Source organism: Pseudomonas sp. TWI923 (assembly GCF_039673365.1).
Lineage (GTDB): Bacteria > Pseudomonadota > Gammaproteobacteria > Pseudomonadales > Pseudomonadaceae > Aquipseudomonas > Aquipseudomonas sichuanensis.
In genome coordinates, this window is sequence record NZ_JBDJLM010000050.1 from 1 (window position 1) to 21,319 (window position 21,319).

The following is a 21,319-nucleotide window of genomic DNA, read 5'->3' on the forward strand; positions in this document are numbered from 1 at the left end:
CCCCGCTTCTCACACACCCGGGGGCCCCCCCCCCACCCCCGTGTCCCCGGGGGGGGGCGGGGCTGCCCCCCCCGATACTCTGCCTAAGCCGGCACAGATTCGGCTGCCGCCTCCCGCACCCACACCCGGTGCCCTTCAACAGCCTTGAAGAACTGCTCGAACACCTTCTGCTGATCCCCCAGCAGCAACCCCGCATCCTCCTTCAACCCCAATGTGTTCAACAGCAGCTTGGCGTCCACGGCCAACCCCATGGGCTTGAGGTGCTTGTAAGCCTCCAGCAGAAAGTGCCTGGCCACACCGCTGCTCTGCAGCGCCTCCAGCGAAGCCTTGCCGGCCGGCACCCACACCCCGTCGAACATGACGGACGGCATGCCCTCCATGGCGGCACCCACCGGCAACAGCTGGCCATCAATGGTCTTCACCGGCGCCGAAGTCGGCCCCAGCAACATGGGCCGGGCACTCTGCGCCTCCAGGGCCTTGACGACCTTGTCGACGCTGGCGCCGTCCACGCCATTGGCCACCAGCACGGCGACCTTGCGCCCCTTGATACCGATGTTCCCCGGGTGGTTCATCTGGCTCAAAGCCTTTGACTGCGCTGGCTTGCCGTCTTTTACCTTGACCGTCCCCGCCTTGGGCGCCGGCAGCCCGAGGTTGCCTGCCACCGCCGCTGCCAGCTTCAGATCGATGTTGGCGAGTATTTCGTTCACCTCCCGCACCCGGATCGCTTCGCGCTCCACCTTGCCCAACTCGAAGCTGTAGGCCTTGATGATGTGCTGCTGCTCGCTCGCGCTCATGCTCTGGAAGAACAGCCGTGCCTGGGAGAAGTGGTCAGCGAACGACGCGCTGCGCTGGCGGATCTTGTTCGCGTCGATGCGTTCCTGATAACTCTCGAAGCCACCTTGCTGGGCAGCGGGCGGCGTCTCTTTCGGCCAGCCACCATCGATACTGTTCGGCTCGTAGGCAGCGCGGCCCTTGTCGAGGGTCATGCGGTGCATGGCATCGCGCTGGCTGCTGTGGTTGGGCGCGATTGGCCGGTTGATCGGAATTTCGTGGAAGTTCGGTCCACCGAGGCGGCTGATCTGCGTGTCGGTGTAGGAGAACAGCCGGCCCTGCAGCAAGGGGTCATTGCTGAAATCGATGCCCGGCACGATATGCCCGGGGCAAAAGGCAACCTGCTCCACCTCGGCAAAGAAGTTGTCCGGGTTGCGATCGAGCACCATCTTGCCCAGCGGGGTCACCGGCACCAGTTCCTCGGGGATCAGCTTGGTCGGGTCGAGCAGGTCGAACTCAAATTTGTGTTCATCGGCCTCGGCAACGACCTGCACGCCCAGCTCCCATTCGGGGCAATTACCGGTCTCGATGGCCTCCCACAGGTCGCGGCGATGGTAATCGGCGTCCTTGCCGGCCAGCTTCTGTGCCTCGTCCCACAGCAGCGAATGCACGCCCTGGCGAGGCTTCCAGTGGAACTTGACGAAGCTTGCCACGCCGTCGGCATTGACCAGGCGGAAGGTGTGCACGCCAAAGCCCTCCATCATCCGCAGGCTACGCGGGATGGCGCGGTCGGACATGGCCCAGATGACCATGTGCGCCGTCTCCGGCACCAGCGAGACGAAGTCCCAGAACGTGTCATGGGCCGAGCCGCCGGTGGGTATCTCGTTGTGCGGCTCGGGCTTCACTGCATGCACGAAGTCGGGGAACTTGATCGCGTCCTGAATGAAGAACACCGGCATGTTGTTGCCGACCAGGTCGAAGTTGCCTTCGTCGGTATAGAACTTCACCGCGAACCCGCGCACATCACGCACGGTATCGCCCGAACCGCGCGGCCCCTGCACGGTGGAAAACCGCACGAACACCGGGGTGATCTTCTCCGGGTCCTGCAGGAAGCCGGCCTTGGTCAGCTCGGCATGGCAGCCATAGCTTTGAAAGTAGCCATGGGCGCCGGCGCCGCGAGCGTGGACGATACGTTCGGGGATGCGCTCATGGTCGAAGTGGGTGATCTTCTCGCGCATGATGAAGTCTTCGAGCAGCGACGGCCCGCGCGCCCCAGCCTTGAGGCTGTTCTGGTTGTCGGCGACCTTGACGCCCTGGTTGGTGCGCAGCGCCTGCCCCGTGGCATCGCTGCGAAACGCCTCCAGGCTCTGCAACTTGGCATTGGTATTGGCCCGGTCGGGAGTATCGGTGCCCGCTACCTGGCTTTCCTTCGGCTGCGGCGCTTTCTTGCTGGCCATGTTCGGCTCTCCTCATCAGTCTTCAGGCTGCCCGTACGGGCTTGTTCAACTAGTGACTGGGAGGCCTTGCCGAGCGTTCAATCAGGATTGCCGGTTGTCGCGTTATGCCCAACGGATTGGACAGATCACAAATAAATGCTAAGAACGCCTATGGGAAAAGGCTAAAATGCGCGACCCCAGCTAACCGCTGACCCAAATTCCATGCGCCCCACAAGGTTCGCTCAGTGATCGAGTTTCAAAACGTCCATAAGACCTACCGCGTCGCCGGTAGGGATATCCCGGCCCTGAACCCGACCAGCCTGACCATCGAAGATGGCCAGGTGTTCGGCCTGATCGGCCACTCCGGCGCCGGCAAAAGCACCATGCTGCGCCTGATCAACCGCCTCGAGGCCCCGAGCGGCGGCAAGATCATCGTCGACGGTGAAGACGTCACCGCCTTCGATGCCAACCAGCTGCGCCGCTTCCGCCAGCAGGTCGGGATGATCTTCCAGCACTTCAACCTGCTGGCCTCCAAGACCGTCGCCGACAACGTCGCCCTGCCGCTGGTGCTGGCAGGCGAGCTGCCCCGCGCCGCGATCGACAAGCGCGTGAGCGAGCTGCTGGCCCGCGTCGGCCTTTCGGAGCACGCCAAGAAGTACCCGGCACAGCTGTCGGGCGGGCAGAAGCAGCGCGTCGGCATTGCCCGCGCCCTGTCCACCAACCCCAAGGTCCTGCTATGCGACGAGGCCACCAGTGCCCTCGACCCGCAAACCACCGCCTCGGTGCTGCAACTGCTGGCCGAGATCAACCGCGAACTCAAGCTGACCATCGTGCTGATCACCCACGAGATGGACGTGATCCGCCGGGTCTGCGACCGCGTGGCGGTGATGGATGCCGGGCAGATCGTCGAGCACGGCCCGGTGGCCGAGGTGTTCCTGCACCCGCAGCACGCCACCACCAAGCGTTTCGTCCAGGAAGACGAGCAGGTCGACGAGAACGACCAGCGCGACGACTTCGCCCATGTGCCGGGGCGCATCGTGCGCCTGACCTTCCAGGGCGATGCCACCTATGCGCCGCTGCTGGGCACCGTGGCCCGCGAAACCGGGGTCGACTACAGCATCCTTGCCGGGCGCATCGACCGCATCAAGGACATCCCCTATGGCCAGCTGACCCTTGCCCTGATCGGCGGGGACATGGACGCGGCATTCGCCCGCTTCACTGCAGCTGACGTACATATGGAGGTACTGCGTTGATGGACGCCCTGAATTTCTTTGCCAACGTCGACTGGGCCGAAATCTGGCTGGCCACCGGCGACACCCTGATCATGCTGTTCACCTCGCTGGTGTTCACCGTGCTGCTGGGCCTGCCCCTGGGCGTGCTGCTGTTCCTGTTCGGGCCACGGCAGATGTTCGAGCACAAGCAGATCTATGCGGTGATGGCGACCATCGTCAACATCGTGCGCTCGCTGCCGTTCATCATCCTGCTGATCGTGATGATCCCCGCAACGGTGCTGATCACCGGCACCTCGCTGGGCGTCGCCGGGGCCATCCCGCCGCTGGTGGTGGGGACCACGCCATTCTTCGCACGCCTGGTGGAAACCGCGCTACGCGAAGTGGACCGCGGCATCATCGAGGCAACCCAGTCGATGGGCGCCACCACTCGCCAGATCATCTTCAAGGCGGTGCTGCCTGAAGCCATGCCGGGCATCATCGCCGCCACCACCGTCACCGCCATCACCTTGGTGTCCTACACGGCAATGGCCGGTGTGGTCGGCGCCGGCGGGCTGGGCGACCTGTCGATCCGCTTCGGCTACCAGCGTTTCCAGACCGACGTGATGATCGTCACCGTGGTGCTGCTGGTCATCCTGGTTCAAGTCCTGCAGATGATCGGCGACAAACTGGTTGTGCATTTTTCCCGTAAGTAACCCCAATGGGGTCGGCCCGGCCGACCCGTTCGGGGGCCGTCGCGGCCCTCACAAGGAGTGATCAATGAAGAAGCTGCTTGCTGTTGTCGCCGCCGTCGCGGCCTTCTCGGCCCAGGCCGAAACCCTGACCGTCGCCGCCACCCCGGTGCCGCACGCCGAGATCCTCAACTTCGTCAAACCGCAACTGGCGAAAGAGGGCGTGGAGCTGAAGGTCAAGGAATTCACCGACTACATCCAGCCGAACGTGCAGGTGGCCGAAAAGCGCCTGGACGCCAACTTCTTCCAGCACCAGCCGTACCTGGATGAGTTCAACAAGGCCAAGAAGACCAACCTGGTCAGCGTCGCCGGTGTGCACATCGAGCCGCTTGGCGTGTACTCGGCCAAGGTCAAGAAGCTCGACGAGCTGGCCTCCGGCGCCACCGTGGTCATCCCCAACGACGCCACCAACGGCGGCCGCGCCCTGCTGCTGCTGGACAAGGCCGGTGTGATCAAGCTCAAGGACAACAAGAACATCCTGTCGACCGTGAAAGACATCACCGGCAACGACAAGGGCCTGAAATTCCGTGAGCTGGAAGCGGCCACCATTCCGCGCGTGCTGACCCAGGTCGATGCGGCGCTGATCAACACCAACTACGCGCTGGAAGCCAAGCTCAACCCCGAGAAGGACGCGCTGGCCATCGAAGGCAGCGACTCGCCGTACGTGAACATCCTGGTTGCCCGCCCGGACAACAAAGACTCCGACGCCATGAAGAAACTGGCTGCGGCGCTGCACTCGCCTGAGGTGAAGCAGTTCATCACCGAGAAGTACAAGGGCGCTGTGGTTCCGGCGTTCTGATCAAAGCCTGAAACAATCGCGGGGCAAGCCCGCTCCCACGTGATAGTCGTGGGAGCGGGCTTGCCCCGCGATGTTTTCAAGCCCCGATCAATCCCGCTTGACCAACCCCGGCAACTGCGCCACCAGCTTCTGGTTATTGAACGGCGCACGAATGAACCCGCGCTGACGCCCATCCGGCCCCACGACCGCCAGGTTGCCGCTGTGATCCACGGTGTAGCCCGGCTTGCTGGTATCGGCCGGAATGAACGGAATACTCAGGCCGTTGGCCAGCTTCTGGGTATCCTCGATAGTCCCCGTTACCCCGACGAAATCCTTGTCGAAATAGCCCAGGTACTGCTTGAGCTGGTTCGGCGTGTCGCGGTTCGGGTCGACGCTCACCAGCACCACCTGCAAGCGCTCCCACGCCTCTTTCGGCAGCTCGCTCTTCACCTGGCGCAACTGGGCGAGGGTGGTCGGGCAGATGTCCGGGCAGTAGGTGTAGCCGAAGAACAGCAGCGACCACTTGCCCTTGAGCTGATCCATCGCAACGGGCTGGCCATTCTGGTCGGTCATCGACACATCCGGCACGGTGCGGCTCTGCGGCAGCAGGATGATGCCGGCGTCGATCAGTTCAGTGGGGTTCAACTGCCCCCGGTCACTGAGCACCTTGTTGACGGTCAGGCCCATGATCAGCGCGACCAGGGCAACAAGGATGAATACGGTTTTCTGGGTTCGGGTCATAGGTTCAGCAACAAGTAGTGGTCAACGAGCAGGGCGATGAACAGGGCGAACAGGTAGCCGATAGAGTACTTGAACGTGTTGATCGCCGCGTGCGGCCGGGTGCCACGGTACAACACCCAGGCCCAGTGCAGGAAGCGCAGGCCCAGCCCCAGGGCACAGGCCAGATACAGCGGCCCGCTCATGTGGATGGCGTAGGGCAGCAGGCTCACCGCCAGTAAAATCAAGGTGTACAGCAGGATATGCAAGGCCGTGTAACGCTCGCCGTGGGTCACCGGCAGCATCGGAATATCCGCTTTTTCGTACTCGCCCCTACGGTGAATGGCCAGGGCCCAGAAATGCGGTGGGGTCCAGGCGAAGATGATCAGCACCAGCAACAGCGGCTCGGCACTCACATGCCCGCTGACCGCCACCCACCCCAGCAGCGGCGGGGCCGCGCCGGCCAGGCCGCCGATCACGATGTTCTGCGGCGTGGCACGCTTGAGAAAGCCGGTGTAGAGCACCGCATAGCCCAGCAGCGAGGCCAGGGTCAGCCAAGCGGTCAGTGCATTGGTGAAGGCCAGCAGCAAGCCCATCCCCGACATCGCCAGCAGCGCGGCGAAGCACAGCGCTGGCAACGGCGCCACCCGGCCCTGGGCCAACGGGCGCTTGTGGGTGCGGGCCATCAGCGCGTCGATGCGCCGGTCCAGCACATGGTTGACCACCGCCGCGCCGCCCGCGCACAGGGCGATGCCCAGGTTGCCGAACAGCAGCACGCTCCAGGCCACGCCGGCACGGGTGGCAAGGAACATGCCCACCAGCGAGGTGATCAGCATCAGCACCACTACCTTGGGCTTGGTCAGCTCCAGATAGTCGCGCCAACCGGCGCGCTGTCGCTCAGCGCTCAGAAGCGTCGCCACGAATCGTTCCTCATGTGATGGGTGAGGCTCACGCCGGTGACCGGGGTCAGGCGCCAACCTTGGCCTACGCGCACCTTGTCGGCCACGCGGATGCGGTAGTTCACCAGCACCATGCTCAACAGCAGCAGGGCGCCGCCGGCGTTATGCGCCACCGCCACGGCCAGCGGCAGGTGCAGCAGCACGTTGCTGATGCCCAGGCTCAATTGCAGCCCCAGGGCCAGCAATACCAGGCGCGCCAGGCCGCTCAGACCATGGCGCTGGAGCTTCCAGCTGAGCAGCAGCAGCACCGCCGTCACCAGCAACGCGCCCAGGCGATGGCTGATATGGATCGCCGTGCGCGCATCGCTGTCCAACTGCCCGCCCAGGTAGTTGGGGCCGACATGCTGGGTAAGATGGAAGCCGTTGCTGAAGTCCGCCGCCGGCCACCACTGGCCGTGGCAGGTGGGCAGGTCGATACAGGCCACCGCCGCATAGTTGGCACTCACCCAACCCCCCAGGGCGATCTGGCCGATCACCACCAGCAAGGCCAGGGCAGCTATCCGGCGCAGGCTCAAAGGCAATTTGGGGAGCGGCGCAAAGGCCCGGGATAGACGCAGCGATAGCAGGAAAAGCAGGCTCAGGGTGGTGAACCCGCCGAGCAGGTGCGCGGTGACCACCTGCGGCCACAGCTTGAGCGTCACCGTCCACATGCCGAAGGCCGCCTGGGCCAGTACCACCGCCAGCAACAGCAGCGGCAGACGATAAGGCTGGCCATCGCGGGCATGCCTGCGCACGGCCTGGAAGGCGAGCAGGGCGATCACCAGCGCCAGGCTGCCGGCGAAGTAACGGTGGGTCATCTCGGCCCAGCCCTTGGCCTCTTCCACCGGGTGCTCGGGGAAGTGCAGTTCGGCGTGGGCCAACTGCGCCTCGCTCTTGGGCACGCTGATGAAGCCGTAACAACCCGGCCAGTCGGGGCAACCGAGGCCGGCGTGGGTCAGGCGGGTGTAAGCGCCGAGCAGCACCACCAACAACGCCAGCAGGGTGGCGAACACGGCAAGGCGAAATCCAGGTCTGGCCATGGCAGGCTCCTAGCCAATGTTGGACAGCTTGAGCAGGTGGCGCAGGTCGTCCAGCACCTTTTTGCCGTTGACCTTGGCGTCGTAGCGCAGCACCAGGTTGCCGTGGGGGTCGACGATCCACAGCTGCGGGCCGGGCTCGCCGACCTGTTGCTGATAGCGCTGGCTATCCAGCGGGTAGCGTTGCAGCTGTGGATATTCACGACCGAGCACCGCCTGGTAATCCGCATCGAGCGCCTGCGCGGCGGCCAGGGCATGGCTGGCGCGGCTGGCGTCGCGGCCCAGGCCCACCTGGATCTGCCGGGCCAGGTAAACCAGCTGGCGGCATTCATCGGCGCAGGCTTGCGGGGCGCTGACCAACAGCTGCCAGCGCTCGTCCTGGGCATCGATGCCAATGTCGGCGCGGCTCTGGCCATTGCCGATCATCACCCCATGGAAGCTGCGCCCCTCCGGCACCCAGAACTGCAGCTTGTACATGCTGGTGGCTAGGATCATCGGCCCCAGCACGACGAACAGGATCAACAGCAGCTGCAAGCGCCCGCGGGCCTTGCGCCCTTCAGGCACGTTCAGTGGACTCGTGGCGGCGGCCATGGCGGTTCTCCTTGTTGTGGTTGTGCCAGCCGAAATACAGGTAAAGCAGCACCAGCGTGGTGGCCAGGGCAAACCACTGCACGGCATAGCCCAGGTGCTTTTCCGGGCCCATGGCGACCACCGGCCAGCCCAGTCGGTAGCTGGCCGGCCCAGGCTCCAGGCGCAGCTCGTGGGCGAAACCTTCACGCCCGAGCAGTTGCCAGAGGCCGGCCGGGTCGACGGCAGTCAGCAAATGCGGCCACTGGCCGCCGGCGGGGTCGGGGTGCAACTGGAAAGTCTTGCCGGGCGCCACATAGACCGAGGCATCCAGCGCCAGGGGTTGATCGGAGGTGACGAACTGCACCGGCACCCGCCGATCGGGCCAGGGCAACCAGCCGCGATTGACCAGCAGCCACTGGCCGCTGGCCTGGTCGTGGAAGGCCTGCAGCAGTTCGACGCCGGCCTGGCCGTCGCGCATCTGGTTGTCCAGCAACAGGCTGTGGCGAGCGTCGAAACGGCCATAGAGGTGCACGCGGTAGAAGGCAGGGTCGGGCAACTGGGCAAGCTGGGCGGCGGCCAGTGGCGCCTCCACCTGGCGTTCGGCGTAGCTGTCCATCAGGGCGCGCTTGTCGTCGGCCCGGCCCAGTTGCCAGAAGCCAAGCGCGATCAGCCCCGGCAGCAGCGCGAGCACCACCAGGGTCGGGATCCAGCCGGGGCGAAACGGCCTCACCGTGGCCCCGCAAGGTCGAACGCTATACTTGCACTCATCACCGCATCCCCCCGGAGTCTCGTCATGCTCAAGGCCGCGATAGTCCTGATGCTGCTGGCCACCGTCGCCAGCCTGTTCAGTGGCCTGGTGTTCCTGGTCAAGGACGACGACCAGTCGACCCGGCTGCTCAAAGCCCTCACCGTGCGTGTCACCCTGGCGGCCCTGACCATCGGGCTGGTGGCCTGGGGCTTGATCAGCGGGCAGTTGGTGTCACACGCGCCGTTTTGAAATCACCTGGATCCCTGTGGGAGCGGGTTTACCGGCTAATAGGGTTTCAAATCCACCATCGCTTGCGCGGGTAAACCCGCTCCCACAGGGTCGTGTGTAGCTTGCCCTAGAGCACATACACAAAGATGAACAACCCCACCCAGACCACATCGACGAAGTGCCAGTACCAGCTGGCCGCCTCGAAGCCGAAGTGTTTCTCCGGATTGAAGTGCCCGCGCAAAATACGCACGAACATCACGATCAGGATGATCGTGCCCAAGGTCACGTGCGCACCGTGGAAACCGGTCAGCATGAAGAACGTCGCGCCATAGATCCCCGACCCCAACGTCAGCCCCAGCTTGGTATAGGCCTCGTGGTACTCGTAGGCCTGCAACGTGATGAAGCTGATACCCAGGAGAATGGTCAGCGCCATCCAGAACTTCAGCGGTCCACGGTGCCCCTTGCGCAAGGCATGGTGGGCAATGGTGATGGTGATGCTGGAGCTCACCAGCAGGATGGTGTTGATCAGCGGCAGGTGCCACGGGTCGATCACCTCTTTAGGCGGCGGGAACAGCTTCGGGTCTGGCGTGTGCAGCAGCGGCCAGGCGAATTCGAAACTGGGCCAGAGCATGTGCGCCACGCCCTTGGCCCCTTCGCCGCCCAACCACGGCCCGGCCAGCACGCGCACGTAGAACAGCGCGCCGAAGAAAGCCATGAAGAACATCACCTCGGAAAAGATGAACCAGCTCATGCCCCAGCGGAACGAGCGGTCCATCTGCGGGCTGTACAACCCGGCATGACTCTCCTTGACCACAGCGCCGAACCAGCCGAACAGCATGTACGCCAGGAACAACGCACCGACGAAGAAGATCAGCGGCCCGTGGGATTCCGGGTGGCCGGCCTTCAGGTCGTTGAACCAGGTGCCCAGGCCGAACACCGTGATGAACATGCCGATCGTGGCGATGATCGGCCACTTGCTCTGCGCCGGTACGTAGTAGTGCTCGTGGCTTGCCATGACGTATCTCCTTCCCTCAACGGGCGCCCTCGGTCGCGGCTTGGGCGACCGGGGGGTGGCGAGCGGTGATGTCGAACAAGGTGTAGGCCAAGGTCAGGTGTTTCACCGAATCCGGCAGGTCGCGGTCGACGATGAAGCGCACCGGCATCTCGATGCGTTCGCCAGGCTGCAGCACCTGCTGGGTGAAGCAGAAGCATTCGGTCTTGTGGAAATACGCCGCCGCCTCGGCCGGGGTGATGCTGGGGATGGCCTGGGCGCTCATCGGGTGCTTGGTCGGGTTGCGGGCAATGAAGATCATCTGGTTCACCGCCCCTGGGTTGACCTCGATCTGGTCGGCGCTGGAGTGGAACTCCCAGCTCATGTCGCCAGCGTTGGTCGACATGAACTGCACCCGCACCGAGCGCGTCGGGTCGCTGACCTGGCTGCCCTCGTACTGCCCGCCGGTCTTGCCGTTGATGCCGAAGGCCTTGCACATCACGTCATAGATCGGCACCAGGGCAAAGCCGAAGGCGAACATCACCACGGTCAGCATGACCAGGCGGGTAACCAGGCGGCGCAGCGACAGGCCGTCCATGGGCGCGCTCCTACTTCACTTCCGGCGGAGTCTGGAAGGTGTGGTAGGGCGCCGGCGACGGTATCGACCACTCCAGCCCCTCGGCACCGTCCCACGGTTTGGCCGGCGCCGGCGCGCCGCCACGGATGCACTTGATGACGATGAACAGGAAGAAGATCTGCGTGGCGCCGAACATGAACGCGCCGATCGACGAGACCATGTTGAAGTCGGCGAACTGCAGGTTGTAGTCGGGGATCCGCCGGGGCATGCCGGCCAGGCCGACGAAATGCATGGGGAAGAAGGCCATGTTCATGCCGATGAACGACAGCCAGAAGTGCAACTTGCCCAAGGTCTCGTCGTACATGTGCCCAGTCCACTTCGGCAGCCAGTAATAGGCCGAGGCAAAGATCCCGAAGATCGCCCCGGGCACCAGCACGTAGTGGAAGTGCGCCACCACGAAGTAGGTGTCGTGGTACTGGAAGTCCGCCGGTGCGATGGCCAGCATCAGCCCGGAGAACCCGCCGATGGTGAACAGGATGACGAAGGCGATGGCGAACAGCATCGGCGTCTCGAAGGTCAGCGAGCCTTCCCACATGGTGCTGACCCAGTTGAACACCTTCACCCCGGTGGGCACGGCGATCAGCATGGTCGCGTACATGAAGAACAGCTCGCCCACCACCGGGATGCCGACCACGAACATATGGTGGGCCCAGACGATGAACGACAGGAAGGCGATCGCCCCGGTGGCGTAGACCATCGAGGTGTAGCCGAACAGCGGCTTGCGCGAGAACGCCGGGATGATCGAGCTGACCGCGCCGAACGCCGGCAGGATCATGATGTACACCTCGGGGTGGCCGAAGAACCAGAACACGTGCTGGAACAGCACCGGGTCGCCGCCACCGGCGGCGCTGAAGAAGCTGGTGCCGAAGTGGATGTCCATCAGCATCATGGTCACCACGCCGGCCAGCACCGGCATCACCGCGATCAGCAGGAAGGCGGTGATCAGCCAGGTCCAGACGAACAGCGGCATCTTCATCAAGGTCATGCCCGGGGCACGCAGGTTGAGGATGGTGGCGATCACGTTGATCGCGCCCATGATCGAGCTGATGCCCATCAGGTGGATGGCGAAGATGAAGAAGGTCACGCTGGCCGGGGCATAGGTGGTTGAAAGCGGGGCGTAGAAGGTCCAGCCGAAATTCGGCCCGCCGCCAGGGCTGAACAGGGTCGAGACCAGCAGCAGGAAGGCCGCCGGCAGCAGCCAGAAGCTGAAGTTGTTCATCCGCGGCAGGGCCATGTCGGGCGCGCCGATCATCAGCGGGATCATCCAGTTGGCCAGGCCCACGAAGGCCGGCATCACCGCGCCGAACACCATGATCAGCCCGTGCATGGTGGTCATCTGGTTGAAGAAGGCCGGCTCGACGATCTGCAGGCCGGGCTGGAACAGCTCGGCGCGGATCACCATGGCGAACGAGCCGCCGAGCAGGAACATGGTGAAGGCGAACCACAGGTACATCGTGCCGATGTCCTTGTGGTTGGTGGTCAGCACCCAGCGCATCAGGCCCTTGGCCGGGCCGTGGGCGTGGTCATGGCCGTGGGCGTGGTCGTCGATCACTGCACTCATGTCCTGTCTCCTGCAATCCACTGACTGCCGCGGGTAACCCGGCTCATTGCGCTTCGGCCTGCTTGAGCGCCAGCACGTCCTTCGGCGTGACCATGTCGCCCTTGTTGTTGCCCCAGGCGTTGCGCTCGTAGGTGACCACGGCGGCGATATCGACTTCCGAGAGTTGCTTGCCGAACGCCGCCATGGCGGTGCCGGGCTTGCCGTGGAAGACGATGCTCAGGTGGCCTTCCTTCGGCCCGGTGGCGATTTTCGAGCCTTTGAGCGCCGGGAACATCGGCGGCAGGCCCTGGCCCTCGGCCTGGTGACAGGCCACGCAGGTGGTGTGGTAGACCTTGTCGCCGCGCGCCACCAGTTCTTCGAGGGTCCATTCCTTGCTGGTCAGCTCCTTGAGCTTGGCCGCCTCGGCCTTGCGCTCACCGAGCCAGGTGTCGTAGTCGGCCTTGGATTTCACCTCGACCACCACCGGCATGAAGCCGTGGTCCTTGCCGCACAGTTCGGTGCACTGGCCGCGGTAGATGCCGGGCTTCTCGATACGCGTCCAGGCCTCGTTGACGAACCCGGGGATGGCGTCGCGCTTGACCGCGAAGGCCGGCACCCACCAAGAGTGGATGACATCGGCGGCAGTCACCAGGAAACGCACCTTGGCCCCCACCGGCAGCACCAGCGGCTGGTCGACTTCGAGCAGGTAATGCTCGTCCTTGGGCGCCTTGTTGTGGATCTGGTCGGCGGGGGTGGCCAGGTTGCTGAAGAACTCGACGTCCTGGCCCAGGTACTTGTAGTGCCACTTCCACTGGTAGCCGGTGACCTGGATATCGATGTCCGAGTCGGTGGCGTCGTAGATGTCGATCAAGGTCTTGGTGGCCGGGATGGCCATGGCCACCAGGATAAGGAAGGGGACGACCGTCCAGAGGATTTCCACCCAGGTGTGCTCGTGGAAATGCGCAGGCTGCTGGCCGGTAGAGCGGCGGTGGATGACCATCGACCAGAACATCGCGCCGAACACCACGATGCCGATGATTACGCAGATCCAGAAGATGGTCATGTGCAGGTCGAAAACGGCGTGGGAGACCTCCGTCGCCCCGGGCGCCATGTTCACGGTCCATGCAGCCTGTGCCTGACCAAACACCGACCACAGCAGGAGGCCCATCCAGACATGTGGATGTCGCATCATTGCGGGTTCCCCTTATCGTTCTTGTAGTCCCGGAGGCGTGGACAACCTGCTACGACAAAGAAGGGTACGGCGGCCAAGACTGCTGACTTCGACGACCGAGCCCCCTGCTAAAGGCAGTCGGGCCTCATCAACGAATCACGTTTCATCGGGAGTATAGACAGCGACCAATGGCGCGCAATGAACAGCATCAAATGACTTTCAGCAAACCAAACGTTTGCGCTGAAAGCCGCATGGATGCTGGGCTGGGGCACAATGATGGCATATTGATATAGCCAATTTCCTACACGTGTCTCAGTGATATAACAAATACGTCTTAGCCAATCTCTTAAGCGAGCTAACTTAGTGTCTTCCGTTTGTAACGCCTTGTCCCTGGAGTTGTCATGAACATCGCTGCTGTACGCGAGCAGATTGAAAATGCCCATCAACATGAGAGCCGCACAGGCCAGCTGAAAACCCGTCTCGAGCAGCAATTGCCGCACTTGCATCCTTCGATCCAACTACCCGAGCAGGATGCCCAGGGTACCCTGGCGCGCTTCGTCGGCGCCTATATCAACGAAGTGCCGGAACTGCTCGAGGCCGCGCACAGCGTGGCCCGCGAGGCCGGCATCGAGTCGCAGATCAAACCGGTGCTGAAAATCGCCGAAGCCTACTTCCTGCAGCCACCCAGCGTAATGGCCGGGCATGTCGGCCTCGACTGCCTGCTGGACGAGGCCTACCTGGCGCATCGTCTGGTGGAGGAGGTCAACGACCTGTATATCCGCCATTTCCAGCAACCGCTGATTCCGGTGGATACCACGGTGGCCAACGTGATCGCCCATCAACTGATTGGCGAGACGTTTGCCAATCAGCTGGATGAGGTGGTGCACCACTCGGTGGATGAAATGCTCAACGATGAGAGCTTTGCCGTGGAATCGGTGGAGCGCTATCGCGACAAGCTTTCGAGCCCTGAGACCGGTGAGGCATGGAAGCGCTGGCCGTGCCTGTCGCGCCAGCTGGGCGTGGAGCTGGGCCAGTCGGCCTGAGTTCGATTCAATATCGCCGGGGCTGCCACGCAGCCCTTTCGCGGCACAAGGCCGCTCCTACAGGAGATCGCATTCCCTTGTAGGAGCGGCCTTGTGTCGCGATAGGGCCGCAAAGCGGCCCCAGCAATCTTAAAGCCTAAACCCCGACTCCAGCCGTAGTCCGCAACCGTCCCTCGACCCGCCGCTTCAACCGCCTTTGCTCCAACACCAGCCGCGTCCCCTTGGCCGCACTGCTGCGCCCCCAATCCTCCAGCAGTTCCAGGCAGGAATGATCGATGTAGCTCAGGTTGCCCAACGGCACATGCAACGTGGTCCCTTCCGGCACCGTGCCCAGCACCTGGGTCAGCGCCGGCACCTTGAGAAAGGTCGCCGCCCCGCTCAGGCGCAGCTCCATGTGCCCCGGCTTGGCCAGTGTCACCAGGTTGATCTTCAGCCGCGCCGCCTTCAGCGCCAGCTTCAGCAGGGTGAGCGCAAAGCCCAGCAGCACACCGGTAAGCAGGTCGGTGAAAACGATCGCCAGTGCCGTCGCGGCATACGTGAACATCGGCATCCGCCCATAACGGCTCAACCCTCGGAACGCCTTGAAATCCACCAGCTTCACGCCGGTGTACACCAGCACGCCCGCCAGGCTGGCCACCGGGATCTGCTGCAGCACGCTGCTCAAGGCGACGACGAATGCCAGCAACCACAGCCCATGCAGGATCGCCGAAGCGCGGGTTTGCGCGCCGGCCTGCACGTTGGCCGAACTGCGCACTATCACCCCGGTCATCGGCAGCGCACCGAGCACACCGCAGAGCATGTTGCCGACCCCTTGCGCCGACAGTTCACGGTCGAAGTCCGAGCGCTGACCACTGTGCATGCGGTCCACCGCCGCGGCCGACAGCAGCGTTTCGGCACTGGCGATGAAGGCCAGGGCGAAGGCCGCCACCAGCAGGGTAGGGTCGGCCAACTTGAGCAGGTCGTCCGGGCGCAGCCAGTCGATGGCCTCGGACAGGTCCGCCGGTACCTGAACCCGGTTGACCGGCAGCGCCAGCCACAGGCTGATGGCGGTCATCGCCGCCACCCCCAGCAATGCGCCGGGGATGAAGCGCAGGCGTTGCGGGCGCAAGCGTTCCCAGCCCCACATGACGGCGATGGTGCCCAGGCCCAGCGCGCCGGCCTGCCAGCCATTGCCTGCGCTTTCCAGCGGCAGCGCCGCAGCCAGCGTGGCCGGGAAGCCCAGCAGGTTATCCACACCCGACGGCTGTGGCGCTGCGTCGAACATCACATGCACCTGGGACAGCACAATCAGCACGCCGATACCGGCGAGCATGCCGTACACCACCGCCGGCGCCGTGACGCGGAACCAGCAGCCCAGGCGCAAACGCCCGGCCAGCAGCTGCAGCAGGCCGGCCAGCAACAGGATCGGCCCCAGCATGGCCACGCCATGTTGGCGCACCAGCTCGAACACCAACACCGCCAGGCCGGCGGCGGGCCCGCTGACCTGCAGCGGTGAGCCGGCGATGAAGCCAACCACGATGCCGCCGATGATCCCGGTGATCAGGCCCTTGGACGGCGGCAAGCCAGAGGCGATGGCAATACCCATGCACAGCGGCAGGGCCACCAGGAACACCACCACCGAGGCCAGCAACTCACGCGGCAATGCCGCTTTGATCTGTGTCTTGTTCACCATGACGCTCCTTTATCGATTCACGGCCATTCCTCTGGCCGCGAGCACTGGGGACCCCGAATCGCGCGCAGGCGCGGGCCGCCAGCGGGTTTGCCGGCAGGGCGTTCGGGGGAATTCAAGGCAGGCGAAGGCCGCGCCGCACCTGTGGGGTGCAGCCGGCTATCAAGGTTTGTTCAGCGTGGTCGGGTCGCTTAGTAGCGGCCTCTCGGAGTGGCGCTCGGGATCGGCTGGCCTGCGATCAGCGGCAGGAAACTGTCGCTGGCGGCATCGTAGGCTTCGATCTGGCTGGTCTCGATGTCGTACAGCCAGCCATGGATGTGCAACTGGCCAGCAGCCAGGCGCGAGGCCACCGATGGGTGGGTGCGCAGGTGGTGCAGCTGGGCGATGACGTTTTCCTTGGTCACCAGTTGCATGCTTTCGTGCGGGGTTTCGCAGGAGCAGTTGTCTTCGACCACGGTACGCGCCACCTCGGCATGGCGCAGCCAGGCCGCGACAGTCGGCATCTTGTCCAGCGAGTGCGGGTTGAGCACCGCACGCATGGCGCCGCAGTCGGAGTGGCCGCAGACGATGATGTGATGCACGCCCAACGCCAGCACCGCGTATTCGATGGCACTGGAAACACCACCGTTCATCTGCCCATACGGCGGCACCACGTTGCCGACGTTACGGGTGACGAACAGGTCGCCAGGCGAACTCTGGGTGATCAGCTCGGGGACGATGCGCGAGTCGGCGCAGGTGATGAACATGGCGCGGGGTTTCTGCGCGGTGGCCAGCTTCTTGAACAGCTCTTGCTGCTCGGGGAAGACCTCGGTGTGGAACCGCAGGAAGCCGTCGACGATATGCTTGAGGGCGGCATCGGCGCTTTCGGCGGGTGCGGCCGGGACAACCTTGGATGGGTCCTTGACGGGCATGATTCATCCTCTTGACGGTTTGAAGGTAAGTTCCATGTTACCGGGGAAAGATTATGGCTATGCGGGGATTAGATGACGCGCACAGACAATAGATCACAGTCGGGGTGGACTGAGGGCCTACGCTAGCGGAGAAAACTTAACTGAAACTTAATTTGGACAGCTCTAGAACGGGCGTTTCAGAGGTTTTAGGCGGGATCTGGATAATAGCAAAAAAGCATCAGATGCCAATACCCTCTATTGATTTTGATGCCTAGCATTAGCGACGCTGGGGGTAGCTTTGCAGGGAATGACGCCTACCGTGTGGCAGCAGCTGTCTTACTGTAGGAGCGGCCTTGCGCCGCGAAAGGGCTGCAGAGCAGCCCCGGCGATTTCTGCTTTCACGCGAAAATCCTGGGGCCGCGCTGCGGCCCTTTCGCGGCACAAGGCCGCTCCTACAGTGGCCGTGCAAACCCATTTGTAGCCCCGGCCTTACCGGCGTTCGCAGCTAAAGCCGCTCCCACAGATGCATTCAGAACAACGCCATCTGCCCGCCTGGAGGGCAGAACGCGCTGCAATCCAGCGCCAACTCCTCCCGCCCTTCGAACCCCAGGCGCCTGGCCGCCTTGCGAAACCGTTGCGCCAGCAGTTCGGCGAACACCCCTTCACCCCGCATGCGCGCGCCAAACCGGCTGTCGTACAGCTCGCCTCCCCGGCTCTGGCGGATCAGGCTCAGCACGTGATCGGCGCGTTGCGGGTAGTGATCGCGCAGCCACTGCTCGAACAGCGGCGCCACCTCCAGCGGCAGGCGCAGCATCATGTACGCCGCGCTCTGGGCGCCGGCTTCCTTTGCCGCCTCCAGCAGGCGCTCCAGCTCACTGTCGTTGATCATCGGGATCATCGGCGAACACAGCACGCCCACCGGCACTCCAGCCTCGCGCAACACCCGAATCGCACGCAAACGCGCTTTCGGCGCGGCGGCACGGGGCTCCAGCGTGCGCTTGAGCTCATCGTCGAGGGTGGTGAGGCTGATCATCACGCGGGCCAGGCGCTGGCTTGCCAGCTCGCTCAGCAGGTCGAGGTCACGCAGCACCAGCGAGCCTTTGGTGACGATGGTCACCGGGTGGCGGTAGCGCAGCAGCACCTCCAGCAGCCGCCGTGTGAGTTGCTGCTCGCGTTCGATGGGCTGGTAGGGGTCGGTGTTGGAGCCCAGGTTGATCGGCGCGCAGACGTAGCCCGGTTTGCTCAGTTGCTGTTCGAGCACCTCGGCGGCGTTGGTCTTGGCGATCAGCTTGGTTTCGAAGTCCAGGCCGGGGGAGAGGTCCCAGTAGGCGTGGCTGGGGCGGGCGTAGCAGTAGATGCAGCCGTGCTCGCAGCCGCGGTAGGGGTTGATGGAGCGGTCGAAGGGCAGGTCGGGGGAGGTGTTGCGGGCGATGATGGTCTTGGCCAGCTCGATCCGCACCTCGGTGCCCTGGGTGAGCGGGACTTCCTGGTACCAGCCGTCGTCCTCGGCCACCGAGTGGTTGGGGGCGAAGCGGTTGTGGGGGTTGGCGGTGGTGCCGCGGCCACGGAGGGGGGTTGGCTTCATGATGAAAAACCCGGATTACTGTATGCGTATACAGTAATCCGGGTTTTCCTTGAGCACCAGTGCCGTCAGGCGGATTGCAAAGGGCTGCTGCGCAGCCCATCGCTGGCAAGCCAGCTCCCACAGGGTATCGCTGCCTCCTGTGGGAGCTGGCTTGCCAGCGATGGGTCGCGAAGCGACCCCGACCTCACTCGGGCTTCTTCAGCTTCGGATTGGGGAAGAACTGCACCGTCTGCACCTGTACTTTCACCGGCGCCGCCTTCGGCGCCAGCTGGTTGACCCGGGTGCCGAGTTCCTTGGGCACCGACAGCCCCTGCTCATTCAAGGTATCGGTGAACCCGCAGGCCATGCACTCGCGGTGCGGCACGTCGTCTTCGCTCCACATCATCAGCTTGTCCATCTCGCTGCACGCCGGGCACACGGCCCCGGCGATAAAGCGTCGCTTGGTCTTGCTCACGGCTACCTCACTCATGCCGCTGCGTCCTCGCTCAGGCCGCAGTGGCGCAGCAATGCGTTGATGGAAGGCTCACGGCCACGGAAGTCGACGAACAGCACCATCGGCTCGCAGGAACCGCCCCGCGCCAGGATCGCCTCGCGGAACGCGCGGCCGGTCTCGGCATTGAGCACGCCTTCTTCTTCAAAGCGCGAGAAGGCGTCGGCCGACAGCACTTCGGCCCACTTGTAGCTGTAGTAACCCGCCGCATAACCGCCAGCGAAAATGTGCGCGAAGCTGTTGGGGAAACGGTTGTACGCTGGCGGGCGCATCACCGTGACTTCGTCGCGTACGCCCTCGAGCACTTGCAGCACGCTGCGGCCGTCACCGTGGGTGGCGTGCAGCTCGAAGTCGAACAGCGAGAACTCCAGCTGGCGCACCATCATCATGCCGGACTGGAAGTTCTTCGCCGCCAGCATCTTGTCCAGCAGGTCCTGGGGCAGTGGCTCGCCGGTTTCGTAATGGCCAGAGATCAGCGCCAGGCCTTCCGGCTCCCAGCACCAGTTCTCCATGAACTGGCTCGGCAGCTCCACCGCGTCCCAGGCCACGCCGTTGATGCCGGACACACCGGCATGCTCGATGCGGGTCAGCAGGTGGTGCAGGCCGTGGCCGAACTCGTGGAACAGAGTGGTGACTTCATCGTGGGTCAGCAGCGCAGGCTTGCCGGGCGCGGCCGGGGTGAAGTTGCACACCAGGTTGGCCACCGGGCTCTGCAGGCTGCCGGCCGCGGTGCGGCGACGGTCGCGGGCGCCGTCCATCCAGGCACCGCCGCGCTTGTTGGCGCGGGCGTAGAGGTCGAAGAAGAAGCGGCCCACGTGCTGGCCGTTTTCCTTGATCTCGAACAGGCGCACATCCGGGTGCCAGGCGTCGAAGCCTTTGAGCTCGGCGATTTCGATGCCGTACAGGCGCTGGACGATGGCGAACAGGCCGGTCAGCACCTTGTCGATCGGGAAGTAGGCGCGCAGGGCTTCCTGGGACACGCTGTAGCGCTGCTCGCGCAGCTTCTCGCCGAAATAACCGGCATCCCAGCTGGCCAGCTCCGGCGTGCCCTGCTCGGCGGCGTAGGCCTTGAGCTGCTCCAGGTCCTGGGCGGCGAACGGCTTGGAACGCTTGGCCAGGTCACGCAGGAAGCCCAGCACCTGGTCGCTGGACTCGGCCATCTTGGTGGCCAGGCTCAGCTCGGCGAAGTTCGGGTAACCCAGCAGTTTGGCCAGTTCCTGGCGCAGGTCGAGGATCTGCTCCATCACCGGGCCGTTGTCGAACTGGCCGGCATTCGGGCCCTGGTCGGAGGCGCGGGTGCAGTAGGCGGCGTACAGCTCTTCGCGCAGGGCGCGATCGCTGGCGTAGGTCATCACCGCGTAGTAGCTGGGGAATTCGAGGGTGATCAGCCAGCCGTCGAGGCCTTTGGCCTGGGCGGCGGCAGCCATCTGCGCCTTGGCCGAGTCGGTCAGGCCGGCCAGCGCGGCTTCGTCGGTGACGTGCTTGGTCCAGGCCTGGGTGGCATCGAGCAGCTGGTTGGAGAAGCGGCTGCCCAGCTCGCTGAGCGTGCTCTGCACTTCGGCGTAGCGCTGCTGCTGGTCGGCCGGCAGGTCGATGCCCGACAGGCGGAAATCGCGCAGGGCGTGTTCGATGATGGTCTTCTGCGCCACATCGAAGCTCGCAGCCTCAGGGCTGTTGGCCAGGGCTTGATAGGCGTCGAACAGGGCGCGGTTCTGGCCCAGTTCGGTGGAATAGGCGCTCAGGGCCGGCAGGCAGGACTCGTAGGCCTCGCGCAGCTCCTGGCTGTTGCACACCGCATTGAGGTGGCTGACCGGGCTCCAGGCGGCGCCCAGGCGATCGTTAAGTTCGTCCATGGCCAGCACCAGGCCGGCCCAGCTCGGGTTGTTGCCCTGCTTCTCGAGGATGTCGGCGATGGCCTTGCGGTTGTCGGCGAGGATCTGCTCGATCGCCGGCAGCACATGCTCGGCGCGGATGGCCGAGAAGGGCGGCAGATCGTGGGACTGCAGCAGCGGGTTGTTCGCACTCACGGTTCGGGTACCTTGGCAGGAGAAACACGGGACCATCTTAATTACAATCGACGCCGACCGCAGCAGGCAGCCTGCCTATCGGCATTGCAGAGG

The 21,319-nt window shown here is 64.2% G+C and carries 20 protein-coding genes; 5 read left to right on the forward strand and 15 right to left on the reverse strand.

Features of this window, described 5'->3' with window-relative positions; translation table 11 throughout:
- Positions 1–83 precede the first annotated feature (83 nt).
- Positions 84–2,228 (reverse strand): catalase HPII, encoded by a 2,145-nt coding sequence (gene katE / locus ABE459_RS17935; RefSeq protein WP_346648116.1) that lies wholly within the window; start codon positions 2,226–2,228, stop codon positions 84–86.
- 224 nt (positions 2,229–2,452) lie between these two features.
- On the opposite strand from katE, the gene ABE459_RS17940 reads away from it, so the two are divergent.
- The 3 genes from ABE459_RS17940 to ABE459_RS17950 all read left to right on the forward strand — a co-directional run bounded on the left by ABE459_RS17940 (position 2,453) and on the right by ABE459_RS17950 (position 4,966).
- Positions 2,453–3,460, forward strand: coding sequence for a methionine ABC transporter ATP-binding protein (locus ABE459_RS17940; RefSeq protein ID WP_125857016.1), 1,008 nt, complete (start codon positions 2,453–2,455; stop codon positions 3,458–3,460).
- A complete protein-coding gene (locus ABE459_RS17945; protein ID WP_110995010.1) occupies positions 3,460–4,131 on the forward strand; it encodes a methionine ABC transporter permease in 672 nt (223 codons plus the stop codon). Before ABE459_RS17940 ends, ABE459_RS17945 begins: the two co-directional genes overlap by 1 nt.
- A 64-nt stretch (positions 4,132–4,195) precedes the next feature.
- Entirely contained in the window at positions 4,196–4,966 is a 771-nt protein-coding gene (locus ABE459_RS17950; RefSeq protein WP_323831225.1) for a MetQ/NlpA family ABC transporter substrate-binding protein, read from the forward strand.
- 87 nt (positions 4,967–5,053) lie between these two features.
- Here the strand turns inward: ABE459_RS17950 and ABE459_RS17955 are convergent, their stop codons facing one another.
- Genes ABE459_RS17955 through ABE459_RS17975 form a run of 5 tightly spaced genes read right to left on the reverse strand, consistent with a single transcriptional unit; the run spans position 5,054 to position 8,937 of the window.
- Positions 5,054–5,686 carry an SCO family protein gene (locus ABE459_RS17955; protein WP_125462071.1) on the reverse strand — a complete coding sequence of 211 codons (633 nt, stop codon included), beginning with the start codon at positions 5,684–5,686 and terminating at the stop codon, positions 5,054–5,056.
- Positions 5,683–6,582, reverse strand: a complete 900-nt coding sequence (gene cyoE, locus ABE459_RS17960; protein ID WP_125462070.1) for a heme o synthase — start codon at positions 6,580–6,582, stop codon at positions 5,683–5,685. The genes ABE459_RS17955 and cyoE overlap by 4 nt, the downstream gene beginning before the upstream one ends.
- Positions 6,567–7,640, reverse strand: coding sequence for a COX15/CtaA family protein (locus tag ABE459_RS17965; protein WP_125462069.1), 1,074 nt, complete (start codon positions 7,638–7,640; stop codon positions 6,567–6,569). The genes cyoE and ABE459_RS17965 overlap by 16 nt, the downstream gene beginning before the upstream one ends.
- Positions 7,641–7,649: 9 nt before the next feature.
- Positions 7,650–8,228, reverse strand: coding sequence for a hypothetical protein (locus ABE459_RS17970; RefSeq protein ID WP_125462068.1), 579 nt, complete (start codon positions 8,226–8,228; stop codon positions 7,650–7,652).
- The gene (locus ABE459_RS17975; RefSeq protein WP_323831224.1) at positions 8,194–8,937 is read right to left on the reverse strand and encodes an SURF1 family protein; all 744 of its coding nucleotides are present in this window, start codon (positions 8,935–8,937) and stop codon (positions 8,194–8,196) included. Before ABE459_RS17975 ends, ABE459_RS17970 begins: the two co-directional genes overlap by 35 nt.
- A 63-nt stretch (positions 8,938–9,000) precedes the next feature.
- Here ABE459_RS17975 and ABE459_RS17980 point away from each other — a divergent pair, with 63 nt between their 5' ends.
- Positions 9,001–9,204, forward strand: a complete 204-nt coding sequence (locus ABE459_RS17980; protein WP_125462066.1) for a twin transmembrane helix small protein — start codon at positions 9,001–9,003, stop codon at positions 9,202–9,204.
- Between the two features lie 106 nt (positions 9,205–9,310).
- Here the strand turns inward: ABE459_RS17980 and ABE459_RS17985 are convergent, their stop codons facing one another.
- From ABE459_RS17985 to coxB, 4 genes are read right to left on the reverse strand one after another with little or no spacing between them, the layout of a single operon-like run.
- Positions 9,311–10,198 (reverse strand): cytochrome c oxidase subunit 3, encoded by an 888-nt coding sequence (locus ABE459_RS17985; protein ID WP_258705455.1) that lies wholly within the window; start codon positions 10,196–10,198, stop codon positions 9,311–9,313.
- A 16-nt stretch (positions 10,199–10,214) separates the two neighbouring features.
- A complete protein-coding gene (locus ABE459_RS17990; protein WP_110995002.1) occupies positions 10,215–10,772 on the reverse strand; it encodes a cytochrome c oxidase assembly protein in 558 nt (185 codons plus the stop codon).
- A gap of 10 nt (positions 10,773–10,782) precedes the next feature.
- Positions 10,783–12,372 (reverse strand): cytochrome c oxidase subunit I, encoded by a 1,590-nt coding sequence (gene ctaD / locus ABE459_RS17995; protein ID WP_110995001.1) that lies wholly within the window; start codon positions 12,370–12,372, stop codon positions 10,783–10,785.
- A 43-nt stretch (positions 12,373–12,415) separates the two neighbouring features.
- Positions 12,416–13,543 (reverse strand): cytochrome c oxidase subunit II, encoded by a 1,128-nt coding sequence (coxB, locus tag ABE459_RS18000; protein ID WP_125857012.1) that lies wholly within the window; start codon positions 13,541–13,543, stop codon positions 12,416–12,418.
- A 380-nt stretch (positions 13,544–13,923) separates the two neighbouring features.
- Here coxB and ABE459_RS18005 point away from each other — a divergent pair, with 380 nt between their 5' ends.
- Complete coding sequence (locus ABE459_RS18005; protein ID WP_125462063.1) at positions 13,924–14,565, forward strand: hypothetical protein; 642 nt, start codon at positions 13,924–13,926, stop codon at positions 14,563–14,565.
- A 136-nt stretch (positions 14,566–14,701) separates the two neighbouring features.
- On the opposite strand, the gene ABE459_RS18010 is transcribed toward ABE459_RS18005, so the two are convergent.
- The 5 genes from ABE459_RS18010 to prlC form a co-directional block, all read right to left on the reverse strand.
- On the reverse strand, positions 14,702–16,237 hold the full coding sequence (locus tag ABE459_RS18010; RefSeq protein ID WP_323831223.1) for a SulP family inorganic anion transporter: 1,536 nt from the start codon (positions 16,235–16,237) through the stop codon (positions 14,702–14,704).
- A 188-nt stretch (positions 16,238–16,425) separates the two neighbouring features.
- The gene (locus tag ABE459_RS18015) at positions 16,426–17,145 is read right to left on the reverse strand and encodes a carbonic anhydrase (protein WP_125462062.1); all 720 of its coding nucleotides are present in this window, start codon (positions 17,143–17,145) and stop codon (positions 16,426–16,428) included.
- Between the two features lie 508 nt (positions 17,146–17,653).
- A complete protein-coding gene (locus tag ABE459_RS18020; protein ID WP_323831237.1) occupies positions 17,654–18,712 on the reverse strand; it encodes a PA0069 family radical SAM protein in 1,059 nt (352 codons plus the stop codon).
- Positions 18,713–18,893: 181 nt separating this feature from the next.
- Positions 18,894–19,178: a YheV family putative zinc ribbon protein gene (locus ABE459_RS18025; protein WP_110994107.1), complete on the reverse strand. Its 285-nt coding sequence runs from the start codon at positions 19,176–19,178 to the stop codon at positions 18,894–18,896.
- The gene (gene prlC, locus ABE459_RS18030; RefSeq protein ID WP_346648117.1) at positions 19,175–21,226 is read right to left on the reverse strand and encodes an oligopeptidase A; all 2,052 of its coding nucleotides are present in this window, start codon (positions 21,224–21,226) and stop codon (positions 19,175–19,177) included. The genes ABE459_RS18025 and prlC overlap by 4 nt, the downstream gene beginning before the upstream one ends.
- Positions 21,227–21,319: the final 93 nt, after the last annotated feature.